Annotated in this window: 15 protein-coding genes and 1 tRNA gene; 11 read left to right on the top strand and 5 right to left on the bottom strand. The window is 47.0% G+C overall.

Annotated elements, in window-relative coordinates:
• Positions 1–10: 10 nt before the first annotated feature.
• The 3 genes from B3Z75_RS08825 to B3Z75_RS08815 form a co-directional block, all read right to left on the bottom strand.
• Positions 11–84: transfer RNA gene (locus B3Z75_RS08825), tRNA-Asn, on the bottom strand.
• A gap of 109 nt (positions 85–193) precedes the next feature.
• The gene (gene miaA, locus B3Z75_RS08820) at positions 194–1,183 is read right to left on the bottom strand and encodes a tRNA (adenosine(37)-N6)-dimethylallyltransferase MiaA (RefSeq protein ID WP_294070371.1); all 990 of its coding nucleotides are present in this window, start codon (positions 1,181–1,183) and stop codon (positions 194–196) included.
• The gene (locus B3Z75_RS08815; RefSeq protein ID WP_294070369.1) at positions 1,183–1,740 is read right to left on the bottom strand and encodes an IS1096 element passenger TnpR family protein; all 558 of its coding nucleotides are present in this window, start codon (positions 1,738–1,740) and stop codon (positions 1,183–1,185) included. The genes miaA and B3Z75_RS08815 overlap by 1 nt, the downstream gene beginning before the upstream one ends.
• Positions 1,741–1,919: 179 nt before the next feature.
• On the opposite strand from B3Z75_RS08815, the gene B3Z75_RS08810 reads away from it, so the two are divergent.
• The 8 genes from B3Z75_RS08810 (at position 1,920) to B3Z75_RS08775 (ending at position 9,411) form a co-directional block, all read left to right on the top strand.
• The gene (locus B3Z75_RS08810) at positions 1,920–2,237 is read left to right on the top strand and encodes a hypothetical protein (RefSeq protein ID WP_294070366.1); all 318 of its coding nucleotides are present in this window, start codon (positions 1,920–1,922) and stop codon (positions 2,235–2,237) included.
• 45 nt (positions 2,238–2,282) lie between these two features.
• Entirely contained in the window at positions 2,283–3,737 is a 1,455-nt protein-coding gene (gene rpoN / locus B3Z75_RS08805; RefSeq protein ID WP_294070363.1) for an RNA polymerase factor sigma-54, read from the top strand.
• A 32-nt stretch (positions 3,738–3,769) separates the two neighbouring features.
• Positions 3,770–4,384: a phosphatase PAP2 family protein gene (locus B3Z75_RS08800; protein ID WP_294070360.1), complete on the top strand. Its 615-nt coding sequence runs from the start codon at positions 3,770–3,772 to the stop codon at positions 4,382–4,384.
• An 84-nt stretch (positions 4,385–4,468) separates the two neighbouring features.
• On the top strand, positions 4,469–4,849 hold the full coding sequence (gene gcvH / locus B3Z75_RS08795) for a glycine cleavage system protein GcvH (RefSeq protein WP_294070357.1): 381 nt from the start codon (positions 4,469–4,471) through the stop codon (positions 4,847–4,849).
• 12 nt (positions 4,850–4,861) lie between these two features.
• Positions 4,862–5,368, top strand: a complete 507-nt coding sequence (purE, locus tag B3Z75_RS08790; protein WP_294070354.1) for a 5-(carboxyamino)imidazole ribonucleotide mutase — start codon at positions 4,862–4,864, stop codon at positions 5,366–5,368.
• A 15-nt stretch (positions 5,369–5,383) separates the two neighbouring features.
• The gene (locus tag B3Z75_RS08785) at positions 5,384–5,992 is read left to right on the top strand and encodes an SIS domain-containing protein (RefSeq protein WP_294070351.1); all 609 of its coding nucleotides are present in this window, start codon (positions 5,384–5,386) and stop codon (positions 5,990–5,992) included.
• Positions 5,993–6,059: 67 nt separating this feature from the next.
• Positions 6,060–8,123: a dipeptidyl-peptidase 3 family protein gene (locus tag B3Z75_RS08780; protein ID WP_294070348.1), complete on the top strand. Its 2,064-nt coding sequence runs from the start codon at positions 6,060–6,062 to the stop codon at positions 8,121–8,123.
• Between the two features lies 1 nt (position 8,124).
• Positions 8,125–9,411: a bifunctional folylpolyglutamate synthase/dihydrofolate synthase gene (locus B3Z75_RS08775; RefSeq protein WP_294070345.1), complete on the top strand. Its 1,287-nt coding sequence runs from the start codon at positions 8,125–8,127 to the stop codon at positions 9,409–9,411.
• On the opposite strand, the gene B3Z75_RS08770 is transcribed toward B3Z75_RS08775, so the two are convergent.
• Complete coding sequence (locus B3Z75_RS08770) at positions 9,412–9,867, bottom strand: hypothetical protein (RefSeq protein ID WP_294070342.1); 456 nt, start codon at positions 9,865–9,867, stop codon at positions 9,412–9,414.
• 171 nt (positions 9,868–10,038) lie between these two features.
• Positions 10,039–10,638, bottom strand: coding sequence for a DUF937 domain-containing protein (locus B3Z75_RS08765; protein ID WP_294070339.1), 600 nt, complete (start codon positions 10,636–10,638; stop codon positions 10,039–10,041).
• A gap of 279 nt (positions 10,639–10,917) precedes the next feature.
• Between B3Z75_RS08765 and B3Z75_RS08760 the strand changes: the two genes are divergently transcribed.
• The 3 genes from B3Z75_RS08760 to B3Z75_RS08750 all read left to right on the top strand — a co-directional run.
• Complete coding sequence (locus tag B3Z75_RS08760) at positions 10,918–11,712, top strand: thymidylate synthase (protein WP_294070336.1); 795 nt, start codon at positions 10,918–10,920, stop codon at positions 11,710–11,712.
• A gap of 14 nt (positions 11,713–11,726) precedes the next feature.
• On the top strand, positions 11,727–12,224 hold the full coding sequence (locus tag B3Z75_RS08755) for a dihydrofolate reductase (protein ID WP_414702888.1): 498 nt from the start codon (positions 11,727–11,729) through the stop codon (positions 12,222–12,224).
• A gap of 85 nt (positions 12,225–12,309) precedes the next feature.
• Positions 12,310–12,923, top strand: a 614-nt coding sequence (locus tag B3Z75_RS08750) for an ecotin family protein (RefSeq protein WP_294070330.1), incomplete at its 3' end; no start/stop codon positions are given.

Below are 12,923 nucleotides of genomic sequence, written 5' to 3'. Positions count from 1 at the left end.
TTATCTGTCGCTCTTCCTCTTGGACTTGAACCAAGGACCCTCTGATTAACAGTCAGATGCTCTAACCGACTGAGCTAAGGAAGAATATTTCTCTCCGTATCGAAAAGCGATGCAAAAGTAGTATATTTTTCCGAACAAACCAATAACAGACCAAAAAAAGTTGGTTCAAATTTATCCTTGCGCAATCATCCTCTCAGCACGCATTGACCTGCTCATTCAAAAGTGTACTGATCTTCAGCATTACATCTTCGTTGTTTTCCGAAAGATTAATCCAGCAAATCTCTTTGTCTTTTTTGAACCAGCTTAGTTGCTTGCGAGCATAATTGCGGGAATGTTGCTTTATTTTATCGACGGCAAATTCGAGGGTGCACTTTCCGTCGAAATAATCGAAAAGCTCCTTGTATCCCACCGTATTCAGTGAATTCAGGTGTTGCTTCGGATAAAAACTTTTCGCCTCTTCGAGCAACCCTTCTTTCATCATCAGCTCCACACGCCGGTTTATCCGATCATAGAGCTCTTCACGCTCACGCGTAAAACCGACTTTCACAATGCGAAACGGACGTTCTTTTTTAGGGCTTGTGCGCAGCGAAGAATAGGGCTTTCCCGCCATGAGACACACCTCAAGAGCATGAATCACCCGCTTTGGATTTTTCAGATCCACCTCGTCATAAAATACCGGATCCAGTATCTTCAGCTGCTGCCGGATCGGATCCAGCCCCTCTTCACGATAAAGCTGCTGCAAATCATCACGCAAAGTACGGTCAATGGTGGGGATCTCGTCAATACCGTTACAAACGGCATCGATATACATCATGGAGCCACCCGTTAGTATCACGACAGGGTGCTGACCGAACAATTCGCCGAGCAAGGAGAGAACGTGCCTCTCGTACTCACTGGCGCTGTAGTAATCTTCCGGCGAGAGCACCCCCACAAGGTGATGTTCCACTCGTTTCAATTGTGCACAAGTGGGTGCAGCTGTACCAATGGTCATGCCCTTGTATATTTGGCGGGAGTCGGCCGATATGATGGGGCATCCCAGTTTTTCGGCAACAGAGAGACTCCACTCGGTTTTGCCCGCTGCGGTGGGGCCAAGCAGAACAAGGAGTGTGTGCTTTGCGGAAGAAACGAGTTGGTGCTTTTTTACAGTAAACCGTTTATTTGAGTTGCAGTGGTTCCTTGACATCAGTACAGATCGGCGCTTTCCTCTTCAACAGGGGAGTCATCCAAACCTTCAAACCCCTCCTTGTCTAATTCGTCGGGTTCAAAGCTTTCGTCGCCATAAAAAGACTCGCCCAAATCCAGTGCTACCCCTTCAGCCTTCAGCTCTTCGATTTGAGCCACCTGTCTGGGAGGATCCCCCACAGCCAGTGTGCAGAGGGGAGCGTGTAGATTTTTTCCGGGTATAATTTCCGCCAACTCAATGTACAATGCCCGTTCAGTAAGATAATCAAACACAAACATCAACTTCTGCTTCTCATCTTCCAGATAGTCGCTCAGGACACATGCACCCATTGTAAGCGAGTCTTCGTCGGAATACGTGTCCATCTCTACCAGGGTAATCTCTTCCTTTTTTCTCCACTTATCATCACAAAGGAAGAAAGAAGCCATCTCTTTTTCGCTAAATCCGGTGCAATCAATGATCGTCTTGTAGAAATCCAAAAAAGTTGCGTCGGCGTCTATTTTTATCTCTCTTTTGAACATCTCTACTTCATCGGATAGAATTAGAAATTTGAATATCATTGCGATCTGTTTTTATGCATTGTTGACGTTTCAAAGGTAATAAAAAGTTTTAAATTGCAATCGGCGCCCGGATATTTGTTGATCACGGGATGGAAATTTGACCCGATCACAAATGGCAAATTTCCCTTGAACCTAATAAAAGCTGAATTGTTTTAAAGACATCATCCAAAAACAAAAAAATGAAAACCCAATATATGCCCATCGATCCATTCTTTTTCGAATTGTTTGAGCAGGAAATGGACAAAGAGACGTCGAGAGTCGTCTATTTTACTTTTTCCGACGAACCCGAACTGGAGGAATGCTGCGGCAAAATTCGCAAGATTGGAGAAGCTGACGACGAAGGAGTATTTCTTTTTCTGAATAACGACGTCATGGTGCGTGCCGACCGCGTGATCGTGATTAATGGAATTCCCGGCCCGGCATTCGATGAGTATGATGCCTATGCACTCGCTCCCCTGACATGCCAGGCGGGGTACGACGACTGTTCTTTTGAATAAGAGAATTTATTATCTTTGTCTATCAATTCGTATTTGACATCATCTATGGCGCTAAAACAGCAACAGGTTCTAAAACAAACACAACGTCTTTCTCCCCTGCAGATGCAGGTTATCAAGCTGGTGGAGCTAAACAGCGTGGAAGTGGAGGACCGCATAAAACAAGAGGTAGAAGAAAATCCTGCGCTGGAGACCGGGGAGGGTGAGCATCAGGAGGACCCTGACACTGATGAAACCGACACAAGAGAAGACACCCTCACACAGGAAGAGATCATCCTGGGAGACTATTTTTCGGAAGATGACATCCCCGATTATCGCCTCAACGGATCAAACCAAAAAGGCGAACAAAACTATGTTGAGTTCAGTCACTATGACGACAAGTCGCTAAGCGACTTTCTGCAGGAACAGATCGGGCTGCTTAACCTGAATGAACGCAAACAGATGATCGCGGAGTATATCATCGGCAACCTTGATGAAAATGGCTATCTGACGCGAGACCTGCAGTCTATTTCCGATGACCTGTTGTTTCAGCAGCAAATTGAGGTTACCCCCCTTCAACTGGAAGATGTGTTGTACGAGATTCAGGACCTGGATCCCCCCGGTATTTGTGCCCGCGACCTGCAGGAGTGCCTCCTTCTTCAGCTGAATCGTCACGCCCCCACCCGGCCTGTAAAGCTGGCCAAAGATATCCTATCGGATTATTTCGATGAGTTTTCCAGAAAGCATTACGATAAAATCATGCGACTGATGAGCATCACGGAAGATGACCTGCGCGATGCCATACACGAGATTGTCTCCCTCAACCCCAAGCCGGGCAACAGCCTGGGTGGCACCCTGCAAACAGCCATGAACAATATCACACCCGACTTCATCGTGGAGTCGTACAATGGCGTTGTTTCTTTTCACCTTAACAACAGCAACATACCGAGCCTGAAGGTAAACCGCAACTTTTCCGAGATGCTCAAAGGTTATTACGAAAACAAAACAAGCATGTCGGCCGACGACAAACAGGCTATGCTCTTTATGAAGCAAAAGGTAGATTCCGCCAAGTGGTTCATTGATGCAGTGAGGCAACGGCAGAACACACTGCAGCGCACCATGGAAGCCATTGTGGCACTACAGTATGACTTTTTCCTCACAGAGGATGAGACCCAACTCAAACCAATGATTCTGAAAGACGTAGCAGAACGGACAGGCTTCGACATCTCCACCATCTCCCGCGTAAGCAATAGCAAATATGTACAGACAAACACAGCCGTCTATCCACTCAAATACTTCTTTTCGGAAGCCATGCAAACCCACGAAGGAGAAGATATTTCATCGCGGGAAGTAAAGAAGATCCTCAAAGAGTGCATCGACAATGAAAATTCCTCAAAACCTCTCACCGACGACCAACTCACCAAAATTCTCAATAAGAAAGGGTATGTCATCGCACGCCGCACGGTAGCAAAATATCGCGAGCAATTACAGATTCCTGTGTCCCGTTTAAGAAAAAAAATATAACTTTGCCCTTTCATTGAAAGCAACCTATCAGGATGAAGTCGATCTCACATGTAATTTCCACCGTATTTCAGCCTTTGTTGATGCCCACCTACGGGGTAATGCTCCTTTTTGTATACACCTATTTCGGGGTGATATTCAGGCATCAATTTTGGCAAATTGTTACACCGGTGATTCTTTTTTCATTTATTATTCCCGCCATTCTTATCCTCATGCTCTACCGCATGGGAATAGTATCCGACCTGTCGTTGAAAGTACGCCGTGAGCGATTTTACCCCTATCTTATCACGCTGTTGTCTTATTCCGCCATGATCATCTTTTATTACAGGATGCACATGCCCAAATGGTTCATGATGATTATGGTTGCCTCCGTGGTGATCATGATAATCGCCATTCTCATTACCTTTATGTGGAAGATAAGCGCACATATGTTTGGCATAGGGGGGCTTATAGGCGGAGCCATGGCAGTAAGTTTTTTTGTGGAACGATCCAACCCTTATTACATGTTCATGGGGTTATTCATCATCGCAGGGCTGGTGGGCACCTCGAGGCTTATCCTTAGGCGGCATACCCTATCCCAGGTAATTGCCGGTTTTTTCCTTGGGTTCCTGGTCTCTTTTTTGTTTGTATGGATAGGCGTACAGCCATAGACATTCTGATTATATCGCTTTGACAATAGGGAATTAAGTTGTACATTTATCCCAGAATATATCATCATATAAAATTAAATCGTTATGAATTTTCCAGAAAATGTTAAGTATTCTTCCGACCATGAATGGGTGAGAGCGGAAGGCAATGAAGCGTACGTGGGTATTACCGATTTTGCACAGGAAGAACTGGGTGAAATTGTCTATGTTGATGTAACCACAGAAGGCGACTCGCTCGGGCAGGGCGATGTGTTCGGCAGCATTGAAGCTGTGAAAACCGTATCGGACCTGATGATGCCGGTGGGAGGCGAAGTTCTGGAAATAAATCCCAAGCTCGACGATGCCCCCGAACTGGTAAATAAAGATCCTTTTGGCGAAGGATGGATCATTAAAATAACCCTTCAGAATGCCGACGAGCTGTCCGGTTTAATGTCGGCGGAAGATTATAAAAAATTTGTTGGAAAGTAAAGGCAAAAAAATATGACTCCAATAGTAAGTATCATTATGGGCAGCACCTCGGACCTGCCCGTAATGGAAAAGGCAGCGCAATTTCTTAACGAAATGGAAGTACCCTTCGAGATGAATGCCCTGTCAGCCCATCGTACACCCGAAGAAGTGGAGAAATTTGCCAAAGGAGCCGGGGAAAAAGGCATCAAGGTAATTATTGCTGCAGCAGGCATGGCGGCACACCTGCCCGGTGTAATCGCTTCCATGACGACTCTCCCGGTCATCGGAGTACCCATCAACGCGTCGCTCGACGGGATGGATGCGTTGCTCGCCATTGTACAGATGCCTCCGGGGATACCTGTGGCAACAGTGGGCATAAACAGCGCTCTGAATGCTGCAATCCTTGCATTGCAAATGATTGCAACCAGCGACGAAACGGCCCGGATAAAACTAGCAGCCTACAAAGAAAGTCTGAAAAAGAAAATCACAAAAGCCAACGAAGAGCTGGCTTCGATTTCCTATACCTATAAAACAAACTAACGTTTGTAATTTGTAATGAATCACGAAGAGATACAATCTATCCTCCGGCAGGAGGCAACTGCTATTTTACACATCCCAATAACAGACCAATATGAAAAAGCCATTGATCTGATCGTGGAGCATGTGCATGCAAAGCGAGGCAAACTGGTAATCAGCGGCATGGGTAAAGCGGGACAGATCGGACAAAATATGGCAACCACGTTCTGCTCAACAGGCACTCCCGCCATTTTCCTGCACCCAAGTGAAGCGCAACATGGCGACCTGGGCATCCTCCAGGACAACGACCTGCTGTTGCTGATCACCAACTCAGGCAAAACGAGGGAAATCATCGAACTCATTGCGCTGGCAAGGGGAATGCATTCCGACATTTCCATCATTGTGATTACCGGCAACAAGGAGAGTGTACTGGCTCAAGAAGCCGATGTGTTTCTGCTGACTGGCAACCCCTCTGAAGTATGCCCACTGGACCTCACTCCCACCACTTCCACTACGGTAATGACCGTGATGGGTGATATCCTTGTGGTGGGCACCATGAACCGGATCCATTTCACTGCCGGTGAGTATGCGAAAAGGCATCACGGTGGTTACCTGGGTGACAAGTCAAGAAAAGCGGACCATAGCTAACTGACAGATTTAGATGGCCAAACATATAAAAAAATGCATCATGGCGTTATCAAAAAAACTTACTCAAATGAAACGAATACTCTTTATGCTAACAACCATTTTTCTGCTGACAGCCTGCAACGAAGGTAAAAAGGCAGATACCCGGACGACTGTCATCGACGACGTCGATTCTACATTCGAATATAAGGTGGATCGTTTTGCAGACATCGAGATCCTCCGCTATCCCGTGCCGGGATTTAACAGCCTGCCGCTTGCACAAAAAGAGCTGATCTACTACCTGTCTCAGGCAGCCCTCGAAGGACGCGATATCCTCTGGGATCAGCACAACCGGTACAATCTCACCATTCGCCGTGTGTGCGAAGGAATATACGAGAACTATATGGGCGACAAGTCCACCGGCGACTGGAAAAATTTCGAGACTTATCTGAAGCAGATCTGGATGGCCAACGGCATCCATCACCACTACTCGGAAGATAAAATCATGCCGCTGTTTTCTGAGGATTACTTCGTGAAGCTGGTGAAAAGTGTCGACCCGGGCCGAATGCCTTTTCGCGACGGGATGGCGGCCGATGAGACACTAAGTGAGATATTGCCGGTGATGTTTAACCCCGCCGTGATGCCCAGGCGGATGAGCCAGGCGCCGGGAACAGACATTGTGCAGACATCGGCAGTAAACTTCTACGAAGGAGTAACCCAGAAAGAAGTAGAAGATTTCTACAACGCAATGAAAGATCCCAACGACAATACACCGGTCTCTTACGGTCTCAACAGCAAGGTAACAAAAGTAAACGGAGTGGTGACCGAACAGGTATGGAAGCTGGACGGAATGTACGGCAAAGCCATCGAACGCATCATCGGATGGCTGGAAAAAGCTGCCGCTGTCGCTGAAAATGACCACCAGAAACAGACAATCAACAGCCTCATTTCTTTTTACAAAACCGGCAACCTGAATACTTTCGATGATTACTCCGTTCAATGGGTGACCGACACCACCTCGCGGGTGGACTTCATCAACGGGTTCATCGAGACTTACACCGACCCAATGGGACTGAAGGGTAGCTGGGAGTCGATGGTCAACTTTAAAAGCATCGAAGCCTCGGAACGTACCCGTACCATCAGCGAAAACGCACAGTGGTTCGAAGATAATTCCCCCATTGATGACCGCTTCAAAAAAGAAGAGGTGAAGGGGGTTTCTGCCAAGGTGATTACTGCTGCCATCCTGGGAGGCGACTGTTATCCGGCTACCCCCATCGGTATCAACCTGCCCAATGCAGACTGGATTCGCCGCGATCACGGCTCGAAATCTGTCACCATCGACAATATTACCTTTGCCTACGACAAAGCCGCCGAAGGCAACGGCTTCAAGGAAGAGTTTATGTGGAGTGACGCCGAACGGGAGCGGGCTAAAAAATACGGCACCCTCACCGACAATTTGCATACCGACCTGCACGAGTGCCTGGGTCATGGTTCGGGTAAGCTCCTCCCCGGAGTGAGCACGGATGTGCTGCAGGCCTATGCTTCTCCGCTGGAAGAGACAAGGGCCGACCTGTTTGCGCTCTATTACCTGGCCGACCCCAAACTGGTAGAACTGGGGCTGCTTCCCGATCAAGAAGCCTATAAAGCCGAATACTACTCATATATCATGAACGGTGTCATGACGCAACTCACCCGCATTCAACCGGGCAAACAGATTGAACAGGCACATATGCGCAACCGTGCACTGATCTCAAGATGGGTGATTGAGAAAGGTGCAGCTGACAGCGTGGTTGTGCTGAAAGAAAGAGACAACAAAACCTATGTAGTGGTGAACGACTACGACAAGTTACGTAGTCTGTTCGGCCAATTGCTTTCGGAAGTACAGCGCATCAAATCGGAAGGCGATTTTGAAGCCGGCAGGAATCTTGTGGAATCTTACGGTGTAAAGGTCGATCCCGCGCTGCACGCAGAGGTGTTATCCAGATACGAAGCACTCAATATCGCTCCCTATAAAGGATTTGTAAACCCGGTATACAAACTGGTGACCGATGAAAACGGAAAAGTAACCGATGTGACCATCTCCTACGATGAGAACTATGTGGATCAGCAACTGCGTTACTCACGTCAATACTCGGTACTGCCGCTGAAGAACTGAGATGACTTACAACGAGACTCTCGACTACCTCTACAGACAGATGCCCGAATACCAGCGCATCGGTCACATGGCTTATAAAGAAGGTCTGGATAACAGCCTGGCGCTGGATAAAATATTCAACCATCCCCACCGTCGTTATAAAACAATTCATGTGGGAGGCACCAACGGCAAAGGGTCCACCTCCCACCTTCTGGCGGCAATATTGCAGGAATCGGGCTACAAAGTCGGCCTGTACACCTCTCCTCACCTGATCGACTTTCGGGAAAGGATCCGGGTGAACGGCACAATGATAGAGAAAGATTTTGTGGTGGACTTCGTGGAAAAGTACAAAAATCTGTTTGAGCCGGTGATGCCCTCCTTCTTTGAGCTGACCATGGAGATGGCTTTTCTCTGGTTTGCAGAACAAAGGGTGGATGTGGCTGTGATTGAAGTGGGCCTGGGAGGTCGTCTGGACAGTACCAACATCATTTCTCCCGATATGAGCATCATCACCAATATCGGGCTCGATCACACAAGACTGCTGGGCGATACCCTTCCGAAGATTGCTTCCGAAAAGGCGGGCATCATCAAACCATTTACTCCCGTTGTTATTGGCGAAACAGGTAGTACGGATGTTGCACAGGTTTTTATTGATAAAGCGAAGTTGCTGGAAGCACCGGTTGTTTTTGCTGAACACTACATGAGCAATTTTGCTTCCGAAAGGAATGAGACAACGTGGCTGTTTCAGTGTGATGGATATCCCGATCTGAAAGGAGAGTTGCAGGGTATGGCGCAAGACAGGAATGCCCGGACAGTCCTAACGGCAGTGGAAGTACTCCTTGAAACAGGGTACAACATTCCAAAGGAAGCTGTTTACAAAGGGTTTGCCCACGTAACGGCCATCACCGGTTTAATGGGACGTTGGCAGCAACTCCGGTCTTCGCCCAAAATCGTCTGCGACATTGCCCATAACGCCCATGGATTGCAATATGTAGCAAAGCAGCTGCTTGCTGAGAATTACAAAACACTGCATATCATTTTCGGGATGGCCAACGACAAGGATGTGGATTCCGTACTTGCTTTGATGCCGAAAGATGCACGGTACTATTTTACCAGGGCGTCTGTGGAACGGGCTCTGGATGAAAAGATATTGAAAGAACATGCTGCGGTTTACGGATTAGAAGGAACCACCTTTGCATCCGTTTCGGGAGCCATTCGTGCAGCAATAGAAAACGCCGGTGAAGATGATCTCATCTTCATCGGCGGTAGTTCTTTCGTGGTGGCAGATGCCCTGCCGTTGTTTACCTGATTACCAAATCATGACTATCCTGAAGTGATAGGTTACCTTTGCATCCGGATCCTCTATTCCATCAGAGGGTTCAATATAAAAGGTGACCCGCTTTGTCTGTATACTATATTCATAACTGATCGTTTCAGTAAACTTGCTGCCATCAGTTAGTTCGTAGCTTTTCAGGTACGGAAGTTGTACTTGCACTTCATTCACGTTTTGATCACCCAGAAAAACATAACCGATCACCGCACCGCTTTCATAGATAAAGTCATCGATGTATTTCAACTGTTTAACCGCCTCCCATCTTCTGTTCGTGACACTCCAGCTCCACTCGGAAGCGTTCACGGTATATGGCTGAATTTCCCATTGTGTTTCCACGATATCATCACTGCTGTCACTACAAGAGGATAAAAACAGTGCAGTTCCAATGAAGAGGACTCCTGCCAATAATGAAGTTAACCTTTTACTTTTCATTTTCATATTTTTTGAAGTTTGTATATCTGCTTGTCTGACGTCTTAAACGTCTATACGTTTAAAATTAAACAAAAAAAAGGATGAAAAGTTTTAACGGAGCAAATGATTAAAGTCCGCTGGAGACGAACTTTATCAGTTATTAATCAATCCTGTGCATTCTTCTGAACAAAACTATTTTCTTCCTCCTAAAAATCCACCCAGCAGGTCGTTCAGCGGATTGCCGTCGCCGTCCTTGTCGAGCACGCCTCCCAGCATATCCATGATACCCCCTGAGGATCGTCCCGACGACTGACCGGCGCCACCCAATAGTCCACCCAGGAGATTACCCAATCCTCCGGCTTCGGTATTGGTCTGTCGTTTCTCCTTTCCCAGGTATGCCATCACAATGGGAGCGAGGATTGCTAGCAGTGGTCCGATCTTGTCCATACTGATTCCCGATTTCTGAGCGATCCCTTGTTCGATGGCGGTGCGTTTATTACCAAAAACATGCCCCAGAATACCATCACCATCCGACTGCAATTCCTGCGGGTGGCCCTGCAACATGCCGGAAAGGTTATCCAGCAGTGAACCATCATGTTTCGACTCCAAAGCGTTGTGAAGGCTTGCAGCACCTTCCTCCGACTGTGCATTTCTGTTCATTCCTGCAAGAATGGCAGGTATAGCCATGCTCACGGCACCCGATGCCTGATTTTCATTTACACCAAGCCGCGTGGCTACATTTCGGACGATTGACTGCCCCATAGTGCTGTTTAGTAATTCTGAGATATCCATGTTGTAAGGCTGATTATAAGTGTTTAGTAAAATAGTTAAAGTACTTCAAAGATACCTGTTTAAACAAATTTGCAGTGAGATTGGTTCTGCAAAGAGGTGATTTGAGGAAGAAAACCCCATTGCAGAAATACGCAAAAAAAAGGGCAAAGTCAATTAGTTTTCAACATTCACTTGTTCTCAGTGAAAAAAAAACTATTTTTGCCTGAGAACTGATTAGGAACCGCCCATCATGGTTTGCGGATCACGAAAGGGAATCACTTACATCGGACAACTGAAATTATGAAACAATATCTCGATTTACTACAGCGGGTACTCGACGAAGGTGTGAAAAAAGAGGACCGTACCGGTACGGGTACCATCAGCATCTTCGGGCACCAGAGCCGGTACAGGATGAGCGACGGATTTCCGGTACTCACCACAAAAAAGCTCCACCTGAAATCGATCATCTATGAGCTGCTCTGGTTCCTCAACGGTGACACAAATATCAAATATCTGAACGACAATGGCGTGCGCATCTGGAATGAATGGGCCGATGAGGATGGCGATCTGGGTCCCATCTATGGCTATCAATGGCGTTCATGGCCCGACTACAAAGGAGGGCATATCGACCAGATCTCTCAAGTTGTCCACACACTCAAAAATAATCCCGATTCACGCCGCATCATTGTCAGCTCATGGAACGTGGCCGACATTCCAAACATGAATCTCCCACCCTGCCACGCTTTTTTTCAGTTTTACGTAGCCGACGGGAAGCTCAGCCTGCAGCTTTACCAGCGCAGTGCCGATATCTTCCTGGGGGTTCCTTTTAATATCGCCTCCTATGCCTTGTTATTGAAGATGATGGCCCAGGTGACCGGATTGCAGGAGGGCGATTTCGTGCATACTTTCGGCGATGCCCACATCTACCTGAACCATCTTGATCAGGTCAACCTGCAACTTTCCCGCGAGCCGCGTCCATTGCCTGAAATGAAGGTCAATCCTGACGTGAAGGATATTTTCGGTTTCCGTTTCGATGATTTCGAACTGGTGAACTATGATCCGCATCCACACATAAAAGGAACTGTGGCAGTATGATGAATCACAATGGCATGGAAATCGGCATCATCGTTGCGCTGGATGAAAAGAACGGGATCGGACGCGAGGGGGGGCTGCTTTGCCACCTCCCCAATGATTTGAAGCATTTTAAACAGGTGACCTCGGGACACGCCGTAATCATGGGCCGGAAGACCTATGAATCATTACCGAAAGGAGCATTGCCCAACCGCACCAATGTGGTGATTACGTCCGATGCGGCAGATAATTATCCCGGGTGTATCGTTGTCCGGTCGGTAGAAGAGGCGCTTACGCACTGCAAGGAGGGTGAAAAAGTTTTCATTATCGGTGGAGGGCAACTATACCGTGCCACACTCGGACTGGCAGACCGGCTTTATCTGACCCGCATCCATCACACTTTCAGTGATGCCGACACCTTTTTTCCGGAAATCGACACCGGTGAATGGAGGCTGACTCAAAAGGAGTCGCACGAGGCCGACGACAAGCATCGGTATCCTTATACGTTTTTGACCTATACTAAAAAAACGGACTGATCAACAGACCAAGTGCAACTTCCGTGGTACGGCACCGGACACTCATAAGAAAGCGTTTTTATTTATACTAAAGACCAAAACAAGTATGAACAAAACTTTTTTTCTTTTTATTTCTCTTGCATTTTTAGCTTCGTTTACAAACTGCTCGCAAAGAAAATCAACGTCAACAGACAATGCCAATCAGCTGGATTCGATAGAGATAGCAGCAATCCAAAAGAAATATCCCCAGCCGAAAGGTTACCAGAAGCAAGTGATTTCAGTACCGAAGAAACCCGATGAATCGCAATTTATCGTTGAGATAGTCCCGGGCAAGACGATGCTAATGGATGAATGCAACGATTATAGCTTACAGGGTGAGTTTGTAGAAGATTCTTTTGCCGATGAAGATGTGTTGCGCTATATTTACCGATCGGAGGGGGAAGTGGTGCAGACGTTGCTGGGATGTGCAACAGACAGCCTGCACACCGAGTTTGCGTGTGGGATGCCGGTTTTGGTCGATTATAACAGTTCAAGACTCACAGTTGTTTATCTCCCAAAAGATATTGAATTGAAGCATACCGTGTGGAAAGTTACCGAAATGATTCAGGTTGAGCACGATCCCGAGAATAAGCTCTTTGAAAAACGTCCTTTCAACCTGACTAAAGACAAATACGACGGTTATATATTACAATTGCCGGCAGGCTCTGAAAATTCAAAAAT

Source organism: Proteiniphilum sp. UBA1028, from assembly GCF_002316955.1.
GTDB lineage: Bacteria > Bacteroidota > Bacteroidia > Bacteroidales > Dysgonomonadaceae > Proteiniphilum.
Note: the sequence above shows the minus strand (reverse complement) of the source record. Positions and strands in the feature narration are given on the sequence as shown.

Bases quoted from the DNA above. Each gene is read 5' to 3' on its own strand.
- miaA (WP_294070371.1), bottom strand. From the start codon at position 1,183: ATGTCAAGGAACCACTGCAACTCAAATAAACGGTTTACTGTAAAAAAG.
- B3Z75_RS08815 (WP_294070369.1), bottom strand. From the start codon at position 1,740: ATGATATTCAAATTTCTAATTCTATCCGATGAAGTAGAGATGTTCAAA.
- B3Z75_RS08810 (WP_294070366.1), top strand. From the start codon at position 1,920: ATGAAAACCCAATATATGCCCATCGATCCATTCTTTTTCGAATTGTTT.
- rpoN (WP_294070363.1), top strand. From the start codon at position 2,283: ATGGCGCTAAAACAGCAACAGGTTCTAAAACAAACACAACGTCTTTCT.
- B3Z75_RS08800 (WP_294070360.1), top strand. From the start codon at position 3,770: ATGAAGTCGATCTCACATGTAATTTCCACCGTATTTCAGCCTTTGTTG.
- gcvH (WP_294070357.1), top strand. From the start codon at position 4,469: ATGAATTTTCCAGAAAATGTTAAGTATTCTTCCGACCATGAATGGGTG.
- purE (WP_294070354.1), top strand. From the start codon at position 4,862: ATGACTCCAATAGTAAGTATCATTATGGGCAGCACCTCGGACCTGCCC.
- B3Z75_RS08785 (WP_294070351.1), top strand. From the start codon at position 5,384: ATGAATCACGAAGAGATACAATCTATCCTCCGGCAGGAGGCAACTGCT.
- B3Z75_RS08780 (WP_294070348.1), top strand. From the start codon at position 6,060: ATGAAACGAATACTCTTTATGCTAACAACCATTTTTCTGCTGACAGCC.
- B3Z75_RS08775 (WP_294070345.1), top strand. From the start codon at position 8,125: ATGACTTACAACGAGACTCTCGACTACCTCTACAGACAGATGCCCGAA.
- B3Z75_RS08770 (WP_294070342.1), bottom strand. From the start codon at position 9,867: ATGAAAAGTAAAAGGTTAACTTCATTATTGGCAGGAGTCCTCTTCATT.
- B3Z75_RS08765 (WP_294070339.1), bottom strand. From the start codon at position 10,638: ATGGATATCTCAGAATTACTAAACAGCACTATGGGGCAGTCAATCGTC.
- B3Z75_RS08760 (WP_294070336.1), top strand. From the start codon at position 10,918: ATGAAACAATATCTCGATTTACTACAGCGGGTACTCGACGAAGGTGTG.
- B3Z75_RS08755 (WP_414702888.1), top strand. From the start codon at position 11,727: ATGGAAATCGGCATCATCGTTGCGCTGGATGAAAAGAACGGGATCGGA.